7 protein-coding genes and 1 pseudogene are annotated in these 9,306 nt (G+C 64.7%); 6 read left to right on the plus strand and 2 right to left on the minus strand.

Features of this window, described 5'->3' with window-relative positions:
- A partial coding sequence (locus JHD07_RS08690; RefSeq protein ID WP_291621087.1) for a 4Fe-4S binding protein occupies window positions 1–1,360 on the plus strand: 1,360 nt, incomplete at its 5' end.
- Window positions 1,361–1,367: 7 nt separating this feature from the next.
- On the opposite strand, the gene JHD07_RS08695 is transcribed toward JHD07_RS08690, so the two are convergent.
- Window positions 1,368–2,609, minus strand: a complete 1,242-nt coding sequence (locus JHD07_RS08695) for a c-type cytochrome (protein ID WP_291621088.1) — start codon at window positions 2,607–2,609, stop codon at window positions 1,368–1,370.
- A 599-nt stretch (window positions 2,610–3,208) separates the two neighbouring features.
- On the opposite strand from JHD07_RS08695, the gene JHD07_RS08700 reads away from it, so the two are divergent.
- From JHD07_RS08700 to JHD07_RS08715, 4 genes are all read left to right on the plus strand, one after another.
- On the plus strand, window positions 3,209–3,331 hold the full coding sequence (locus JHD07_RS08700) for a hypothetical protein (RefSeq protein WP_291621090.1): 123 nt from the start codon (window positions 3,209–3,211) through the stop codon (window positions 3,329–3,331).
- 497 nt (window positions 3,332–3,828) lie between these two features.
- Complete coding sequence (locus JHD07_RS08705) at window positions 3,829–5,175, plus strand: polysaccharide biosynthesis C-terminal domain-containing protein (RefSeq protein WP_291621092.1); 1,347 nt, start codon at window positions 3,829–3,831, stop codon at window positions 5,173–5,175.
- Between the two features lie 205 nt (window positions 5,176–5,380).
- Window positions 5,381–6,556, plus strand: a complete 1,176-nt coding sequence (locus JHD07_RS08710) for a glycosyltransferase family 4 protein (protein ID WP_291621094.1) — start codon at window positions 5,381–5,383, stop codon at window positions 6,554–6,556.
- Window positions 6,557–6,585: 29 nt separating this feature from the next.
- The gene (locus JHD07_RS08715; protein ID WP_291621096.1) at window positions 6,586–8,121 is read left to right on the plus strand and encodes a hypothetical protein; all 1,536 of its coding nucleotides are present in this window, start codon (window positions 6,586–6,588) and stop codon (window positions 8,119–8,121) included.
- Window positions 8,122–8,154: 33 nt separating this feature from the next.
- On the opposite strand, the gene JHD07_RS08720 is transcribed toward JHD07_RS08715, so the two are convergent.
- The gene (locus JHD07_RS08720) at window positions 8,155–9,099 is read right to left on the minus strand and encodes a LysR family transcriptional regulator (protein ID WP_291621098.1); all 945 of its coding nucleotides are present in this window, start codon (window positions 9,097–9,099) and stop codon (window positions 8,155–8,157) included.
- 107 nt (window positions 9,100–9,206) lie between these two features.
- Between JHD07_RS08720 and JHD07_RS39740 the strand changes: the two are divergent.
- Window positions 9,207–9,306 (plus strand): annotated as a pseudogene (locus tag JHD07_RS39740) (Dabb family protein); the annotation flags it as partial.

Raw genomic sequence — 9,306 nt, forward strand, 5'->3', positions numbered from 1 at the left:
GTCCGGCGATATGCCGCTGTTTCCTGCCCACGACCTGCGCGACGGCTATCTGCGCGCCGACACGAAAGATCCCGCTGCTGTCCTGCGCGCCGTGCTGGCCGCGCGCGATCTCGTCGGCAGCTTCGACAAGCCGAGATATGTCGAGGTCGCCCCCTCCCTCTGCGCCCACTCGCGCTCGAAGCGCACCGGCTGCCATCGCTGTCTCGATCTTTGCCCGGCCGGGGCGATCACGCCCGCCGGCGATCATGTCGCGATCGATCCGAACATCTGCGCGGGCTGCGGCCAATGCGCGGCGGCCTGCCCGACCGGCGCGGTCTCCTACACGCTGCCGCCCGCCGATACGCAGCTTCATCGGCTTCGCGCCATGCTGCTCGCCTATCGTGAGGCCGGGGGCGCCGATGCGGTGCTGCTCTTTCATGACAGTCCGCACGGCACGCCTCTGATCGACGCCCTCGCGCGGCATGGCGACGGCCTGCCGGCAAACGTGCTTCCCTTCGCCGTCAACGAGCTCACGCAAGTGGGGCTGGAAGCCATCGTCGGCGCCTTCGCCTATGGCGTCTCCGCCGTGCGTTTCCTGCTCCGTGCCAAGCCGCGCCACGACGTGACCGGCTTGACGCAGACGATCGCGATGACTGAGGCGATCCTCGGCGGCCTTGGATTTGCGGGCCGTCGCCTCGCCACCGTCGAAACCGACGATCCCGACGCGCTCGGCCAGCATTTGACCGAGATCGGCACGCTGGCCGCGATCGAAACGCCAGCGACCTTCAAGACCGTCGGCAAGCGACGCGACCTGCTGCGGTTCGCCCTCGGCGAACTGCACAGGCTGGCGCCGCAGCCGGTCGACGTGATCGCCCTGCCACAGGGCGCCCCGGTCGGCGCGATCACCGTGGACACCGATGGCTGCACACTGTGCCTCTCCTGCGTCTCGGCCTGCCCGACCGGCGCGCTGCGCGACGATCCCGAGCGTCCGGTGCTGAAATTCATCGAGGATGCCTGCGTGCAGTGCGGCCTGTGCCAGAGCACCTGTCCGGAAAAGGTCATCAGCCTGAAGCCGCAGATCGACTTCCGCGCCGCGCGCGCGCCTGCCGCAATCATCAAGGAAGAGGAGCCCGCGCTCTGCGTCCGCTGCAGCACGCCGTTCGGCGTCAAGAGCACGATCGACCGAATCGCGGCCAAGCTCGAAGGCCGGCACTGGATGTATCCGGCCGGCGACAAGCGGATCGATGCACTCAGGATGTGCGCAGACTGCCGCGTCATCGTCATGAGCGAGCAGCAGTTCGACCCGTTCAAGGGCGTGCCGGAACGAACGCCGCCGCGCACGACTGATGATTATCTGCGCCAGCGTGAGGGCAAGGACTGAAGCGAAACTAGCGCGACGTCGCGCGGCCCAGAAACTCGGTGAGCGCGCGTCGGTCTTCGGCCGAACCGATGCGCTGCTCCGGCATCTTGGTGCCGGGGGTGTAGGCATTCGGGCCAATCTCGAACAGTCTTGCAACCGTCTCGGGCGTCCAGACGATGTCCATCGTCTTCAGCGCATCCGAGAAGCGATACCCCGGCAGCGAAGCGATCTTGCGGCCATAGAGTCCCGCAAGTGACGGGCCGGCACGCTGCACCTCCTTGTCGGAGAGCGTGTGGCAGGCAACACAGGCCCGAAACACATTGGCGCCGTTATCGCCGGCATAGGCCGCGAGCGGATCGGCCGGCGTGCCGATCAGACCTGAGCCGATGGGATCGCCCGTGCGCGCATTCCAGCGCCTGATCCTGCCGTCCGCGCCACCCGTCACCAGCGTCTCGCGGTCGGACAGGAAAGCGACGGACCACACCGGCGGCCCAGGCCCAAGCAGCGTGCGCAGCAGCCTGCGCGACTTGCGATCGATGATCGTCACCGTGCCGCCGATGCCGGCCGCAGCGATCAGCGCACCGTCCGCCGACATGGCCAAGGCCACAACCGGTGTCGCACCAGCCGCGACCTCGCCACTGACCTTGCCGTCCGCGGTCAGCATGCGCAGCCTGCCATCGACCGCGCCCGTGATGATTTCACCATCCGGCGCGACGGTCACCGCGTTCAGCGGCGCCGGCAACGTCACGATATCGGGCGGACCATCCGGCAGGCGCCAGATGCGCAGCGCAAGATCGTAGCCGGCGCTGACAAGCCGGCCATCCGGCAGGAAGGCGACGCCGTTGACGTTCTGCGAATGCCCTTCGAGCACCCGGGACGTGCCGTCCGATAGCGACCAGAGCCGCACCGTCCGGTCCCATGAAGCCGACGCGAGCAGCGCCCCGTCGGGCGATACGGCAAGCGCAGCGATCGGAGCGAGGTGTCCCTCCATGACCCGGTCCGGCTCGGGACGACCGGCCGTCCACACCGCGATTCGTGCATCGGCCGCGGCCGTGATCATGCGGCCGTCTTTCAAAAAAGCGACGGCGTTGACGCCATCAGCATGATAGCGCAGCACCTGCTCTGCGGTCTCGGTCCGAAGCGACCAGCGGATAGCCGCCGTGTCGAAGCTGCCGGAAAGAAGGCTGCGCCCATCGGGCGAAATAGCGAGAGATCGTATCGGGCCGCCATGCCCGACCATGTCGGCGTGCACGGAAGACGCGGCAAACATGGCCCACAGCGCTGCCGCCACCTTCGTGCACAAAGGCGATCTGTTCATTGCCGACGGGCCCTGCTTTCACGGCGTGGAGATTGCCAGAAGAGTCAACGGAAATGAACATCCCGAGACCGTCTACTTGGCCGGTGCCGTCGTGGTCTTGGACGATCCCTCCGGCGCGGCCTGCATGCCCGGCGGGCTCTGGCCCTGGGGACTTTCGGCCGGCGCACCGCCCGACCCCGTGTTGATCGGGCCAGTCCAGCCCTGCGGCTGTAGCTGGCCTTTCTCTTCGGGAGGAGTTTTTTGCGCCGACGGCGAGTCAGTTTGCGCGGGCTGAGCCAGGGCGCTGCCAGCAAGACAAAGTGCCGCGAAGCACAGGATCGTTCTCGATAATGTCACGCAGGGCCTCCGATGCGCTCACTGGGCCTGCAATAAACTTGCAAGGCCTGCTTCGGTTCCGAAGCGTGCAGCTCAACGGCCCAACGCCGGCATCCGCGCGGATTCCGGTAGTCAAGAACCATAGAACCCGGGGCGTCTCGGCGCGATCGATGAGCTTGCCCGCCGCAAGCTGTGTCGTATAGATGGCTCGCTGGTTCAATCGAGGGAGGCTGAGGATGAAGGCGTTTTTGCTTGGCTGCGTCGCGGCCCTGGTCATCGCGATTGCGGGGATGCTGATTCTGAATCGAGTCCAGGAGCCCGCCGCGCAGGCGTTTGCGACGACCGCCGTGCGTCTCTGAGAACCCATCGGAGCTGGCGGCGGCCAGGAGCTCTCGGATCTGAGGTTGCAGCCCCCCGCTCGCCGATGCGCACTCGGAGCGGACCGCGAACCTGCCGACGCCCTCCATGCGCGGCCAGTTCCGCAGATTGAGGTTAATGACCTGCAACGCCAATTTCGCTCCGCTGTCCCGGCACGCGATTTGCCCGGAGCCCGCAAATCCCGGTTCCTGCCATCTGGGCGAATGATCCTTGCGAACCATTCCGCTCCCGATCGGCCATCTCGCCTTCTTTCGACGGCGATGCGGCCCTCGGCCTTCATTCCGTCGAGCCAGGCCTTGCACGATTTGGGGACAATGGAGACGGCGATGTTCCACAGTGAAGCAACCGGCGTCCGCGATATCCTCGCGGCTGGGCGAGTTTCTGGAATCGTCCATTAACACTCGCCGTTCTTCGGCGTGCTAGATCATCCGCAGTATCGGAATATGTGTCTCCAGGGGAGCGTAGCCCCTAACCTTCCATGATCGAAGTCATCCTCCAGTTCATGCGGCGCGACGTCACTCGCGGTGTTGCCGGGACCATCCTCCTCAAGGTGGGCAGCGGCGTGCTCGCGTTCGCGTTGTTCTCGCTGGCGGCACGAACGATGTCGCCTGACGGCTTCGGCATCTTCGCGACCTGGCTTTCGGTCGCCCAGATCGCAGCTGTCGTCGGGCTGGTCGGCCAGGAATCGTTGCTGGTCAGATTCCTGAACGAGTATCAGGTCGGCAACCGGCCGGACCTGACCAAGGGCGTCCTGCTGTCCAGCTTGAAGATCACCTCTGCCGCAATGCTGATCGTCATCGCCGGGATCGCCGGCGTGGCGAGCACACGGGGAAACGGTTGGCTGCTGGTCATTGCGGTGTCGGCCTACACCGCCGTCAACGCCGGTGTGATGCTGGGAAGCCAGGTCGCACGATCGCTGGTCCGCATCCTCATGGGCGAAGGCAATCGCGAGTTCTTCTGGCGAGCCATCGTCGTGCTGTTCCTGCTGGCTGTGCTGCTCGGCCATCGGCAGCTCGATCCCGCCGAGTTGTTTGCGGTGATGACGATTGCCCTGTCGGTCGGCCTCGCTGCGCAGGTCATTTCGACCGCGCGGGTCCTGCCGGATTTTCGCAACACGCCGGCGCGATTCGAATCGGCGCGCTGGCGATCGAGTGCCCTGCACTTCTGGCTGGCCTCGATCCTCGAAGCGGCCAACCAGTATTTCGACGTCATCCTGGTCTACTGGATGCTGGATCCGGCGACCGCCGGTATCTACTTTGCAGCCTCGCGCCTCGCCAACATCTTCGCCATGCTGTCCGCGGCGCTGTACACGTTCGGCGCGCGCCGGCTCCCGTCGCTGTATTTCAGCAAGAACCAAAAGGAATTCGAGCGGACCTTGAAGTTGATGGCGGAAGTGACCGCGCTGTGCGTCATCGCCGGCCTCGCCGCGATCTGGCTCGGCGGCGACTACCTCCTCAACCTGTTCGGACCTCATTTCACCGAGCAGCACTCGGTCCTGATCGTGCTCGCAATCGGAACCGCCATCCAGGCGGCGGGCGGTCCGTCTGCCGCGATCCTGCAGCTGACCGGTCATGAACGGATCTATGTCCCCGTCGTAGCCGCCAACGTCACGCTGCGGCTCGTGGGATTTCTCGTCCTCATTCCCTGGCTCGGCCTGCTTGGCGCCGCCATTTCGGCGACCGTCTCGCTCACGCTGGCGACGATTGCCCTGAACGTTCTCTGCCGCCGGCGAAGCGGAGTCGATCCTTCAGTCCTCGTGCTCTTGCGCTGGCCAGCATCGAGACGTGGCAATTATGCAGTGCGCAGCGCCGACTCGTGCGACTAGGTGTCACGAGCGCGCAACGCGCATCACCGATTGGTTAACGCGCGCGCCGCGTACCCGGCGGGACCCCGCAAGAATGTGGGACGAACGATGTCGTCGCCGTTGCTCGCATTAACTCCGTTTGTTGCTAGTCCTATCCCCATCATGCCCGCATGGTAGGTACGGAGTTAAGAAGGTGAAGATTTCGTTTCTTTAGCGGTCGGGATCCGTGCTCCACTACCAGCCGAACAAGCAATCGGGCGAGACGAACGCGACGGCGCCTGCACGGTCAAGCCGCGGCGGGCCGAAGCTGCATGTGCTTCTCGCACAAACGCAGGCGGAGAATGCCGGTGCGCAGGAGATCTCCCGGCTTCTCGGCGCCGGGCTGGTCGCGCGCGGCTACCGGGTCAATCATCTGTTCTTCTTCCGCAAATCCAGCTCTTTCGATGAGCCGCCCGATACGCTCTACTGCGCGCCGGGCCGGCCGGGCAATCCGGTGGCGCTGCTGCGGATGCTCTGGACGCTCGGCCGCCATATCCGGACCACCAGGCCCGACGCCGTCCTGACATTCCAGCATTTCGGCAACGTCATCGGCGCTGGCGTGACGCGCCTCGTCAGCCGCGCGCCTGTTGTCGCAAATCAGGTCTCGTCCACACTGGCGATGGGCTGGCCGATCCGCACCGCGGACATCATCATGGGCAGCATCGGTTTCTTCGACCGCATCACGCTCAACTCACGGGACATGGAACGCGAGTATTCGCGATATCCCGCCGCCTATCGATCGCGCATGGTGCATGTGCCTCACGGCTTCGACGACAAGGCCCTCACCCTGTCGAAGGAGGCAGCGCGACAAAAGCTCGACCTGCCGCCGGATCGCGTTCTGCTCGGCTGCGCTGCGAGGCTGCATCCACACAAGCGGCTCGATGCCGCGATACGTTTGTTGCCGGACGAGCCCTCCTGGCACCTTGCGCTCGCCGGCCAGGGAGCCGACGAGGCCCGGCTCAGGCAGCTCGCGAATGAATTGAAAGTATCGGACAGGCTACATTTCCTCGGGGAGATTGCGCCCAGCGAAATGGCGGACTTCCTGGCCTGTCTGGACGTGTTCGTATTTCCGACGCAGGCCGAGACCTTCGGTCTGGCGGCGGTCGAGGCCGCGAACGCCGGAGTTCCCTCCGTCGTGACTGACCTTCCCGTCCTGCGCGAAGTACTGTCCTACCGGGGCAGACCGACCGCACTTTTCGTCGAGGCCTCCGATCATGCGAAGTTGTCCGCAGCCGTCTCCAGGCTGCTGACCGACGATCAATTGCGCGACGAACTGCGACAAAACGCCAAAGGCCTGCGGCTGCGCTATTCGGTAGATGCCATGGTGGAGGAATACATCCGAATTCTCGATCAGGTCGTTTGACCTGATGCGCTGAGACAGATTGGCTCGACATGATCATCGAGTTTCGCTGTGAACGTGAGTACGCGCGGCGCTGGATGTGCCGCAAGACGCTGTCGGTCGACGGCCGGGACGTACCGGTGCAGGTTGCATGGACGGCGACGGTCGAGCCGCGGCCCGCAGGACTAGACGCCCTGTTCGAGCTCGAACGCGTGGTGTTGCACAAGGGCAAGCACAGCGACGCCAGCAAGCCGACCGTCATTCCGGAACGGGCGCAGGTTCGTCCCGAGACCGCCGACGTGATCGTCGATTTCACGGGCGCCGCGCGGGATCCGAATTGCCCTGCCCGGCTGTATCTCCGGCCGCTGTTCAACGGAGGCGCAGGCGAAAACGCGGCGCTCGCCGCCATTCTCGCCGGCGACCTGCCCGTGATCGACATCGTCAACGAGATCGACGGCTCGGTGCTCGACCGTGGCCACCCGTCCGGAGAAATCGCCGCAGGCCTCAGCGGCGCATTAGAGACGGTCATGGCGCGCACCCTGACGATGGTGGCTGCCATCGTCTCGGGCAGGCCGCGCATCGTGCCGCAGCTGGTGCCCTCCGCAGGACATGGCGCGCCTGGAGGCCCCGTCGGCTATGTCGCGCGCGGCCTTGCCGTATCGGTCGCCAAGGAGATCTATCGGCTGTGCTGCTATGCCCCGCATTGGCATGTCGGATGGCGCTTCAACGACGGGGCGGACGTCTGGCAGACCGGAGATCTGTCGGGTCCAAGCTGGAACGTTCTGGGAGATCCCGGAGACCACTTCTATGCCGATCCCTTTCCCATCGCGTGGCAGGGACGAACATTCGTCTTCTTCGAAGATCTCGATCACCGGGTCGGAAAGGGCATCATCTCGGCCATCGAATTCAATGATGAGGGGCCAGTAGGAAAAGCCGTGCCCGTGCTGGAGGAGCCCTGGCACCTCTCTTATCCGTTTCTGATCGAGAGCGATGGCGCGCTGTGGATGATCCCAGAGAGCTCGCTCCACGGCGACGTCGCGCTCTACAAATGCGTTCGTTTTCCGGACAAATGGGAGCGGCACGCGACGTTGCTGTCCGGCCTCGAACTGGCGGACGCGACGATCACGCAGCATGACGGCCTGCACTATCTATTCGGCGCCTGGCGCGACGGAGCGGGCGGTTACTCGGATTCGCTGGCGATCTATTACGCCGATCACCTCCTGGGGCCCTGGTTGCCTCACGCCAGCAATCCGGTCCTGATCGACCGTGCAAGCGCGCGGCCGGCAGGCAACTTCGTCACTCTCAATGGCAAATTGTGGCGGCCGGTCCAGAACTGTGCCGATGGGTATGGCGCAGCGCTCGCCCTGGCGGAGGTGGTCGAACTGTCGCCGACGACGTTCAAGCAGATCGTCCGCCACTCGCTGAAGCCGGGACCGCTATGGCCCGGGCGGAAGCTGCACACGCTGAACCGCTGCGGCCGGCTCGAGGTGATCGACGGATCGCGCGTTCAACCCAAGACTCGCGCCCTCGCAAGTCGATTTCCATCGACCGTCTTGTCCGCAAGAGCCAGCCCGAGCTCGGCTGTCTGATCGGCGTTTGTCTGGCCTGCCCGCTCCGGGCGATCAGGATTCTCCGGTGCCCCGTTCATTTGCCGCGTCGATCCATATGCCGGGCGCCGAATGCTCGCGGATATGACTGACGAGGAAGTCGGAGAATACCCTGATCTTGGCGGGCAGCCTGACGCGGTTCTGATAGGCGATGTTCATGGTGAGCAGCGGCAGCTGCCAGTCCCTCAGCACGGGCACCAGCCGGCCGGCGGCAATATCGCCCTGCACGATGTAGAGTGGCTGGATCAGGATGCCGAGCCCTGCGCGCGCCGCACCACAGATGATTTGGCCGTCATTGCTGTCGAGCGTCGGTGCGATCCGCACCGTCTGCGTCGTGCTGCCCTGGCTCAGCCGCAGCGAATAGGGATCGTTGGCGAGGTTGTAGATCAGCATGTTGTGGCGGGCGAGATCGGCGGGATGTTCGGGCCTGCCGTGCTTCTCCAGATATGACGGAGCTGCCGCGAGCACGCGGTGCATCTGGCCGATGCGACGAACGACGATGTTGGAATCCGGTTCGTGCTCGCGGGTACGGATCGCAACGTCAATGCCGGCTTCGATGAAGTCGAGATAGCGGTTCGCGCTGATGATCTGCACGCTGAGATCAGGATAGAGCGCGCGGAAGGCAGGCAGCATCGGCGCGAGGTAGATCATCGCGAAGGACAGCGAGCTCGTCACGCGCAGCATGCCCTTTGGCGACAGCGCACGGTCGGAGACGGCGTCCTCGGCCTCGGCGAGCTCGTTCAGAAGCGTGCTGCAGCGCTGCAGCAGTTCCTGTCCTGCTTCGGTCAGCCATTGCCGGCGCGTGTTGCGCTCGATCAGCCGAACCGCAAGGCGCTCCTCAAGCGCACTGAGATGGCGGCTGGCGGCCGCGTTCGACATCCGCAGGATTTCGGCAGCCTTGGACAGACTGCCGAGCTCCGCGGTTTTGGAGAAGACCTCGAGTTGGAGCAGCCGGTCCATCTTTGCGAAATAAGGAAAAGAGACTTACAAATTTTGACCTTTATTTCCGCTTTCTGCAAGGCAAAATAGCGCCAACAAAGCACAATCGCAGGCGAGGAAATCAGGAAATGTCGGGCCCGATCAGGCACATCGTGATGTGGCGACTGCGCGGGGAGACGCCCGCGGAGCGCTCGGCCGCCCGGCTCAAGGTCAAGACCCTGTTCGAGG

This window comes from Bradyrhizobium sp. (genome assembly GCF_016462955.1).
Taxonomy (GTDB): domain Bacteria; phylum Pseudomonadota; class Alphaproteobacteria; order Rhizobiales; family Xanthobacteraceae; genus Bradyrhizobium.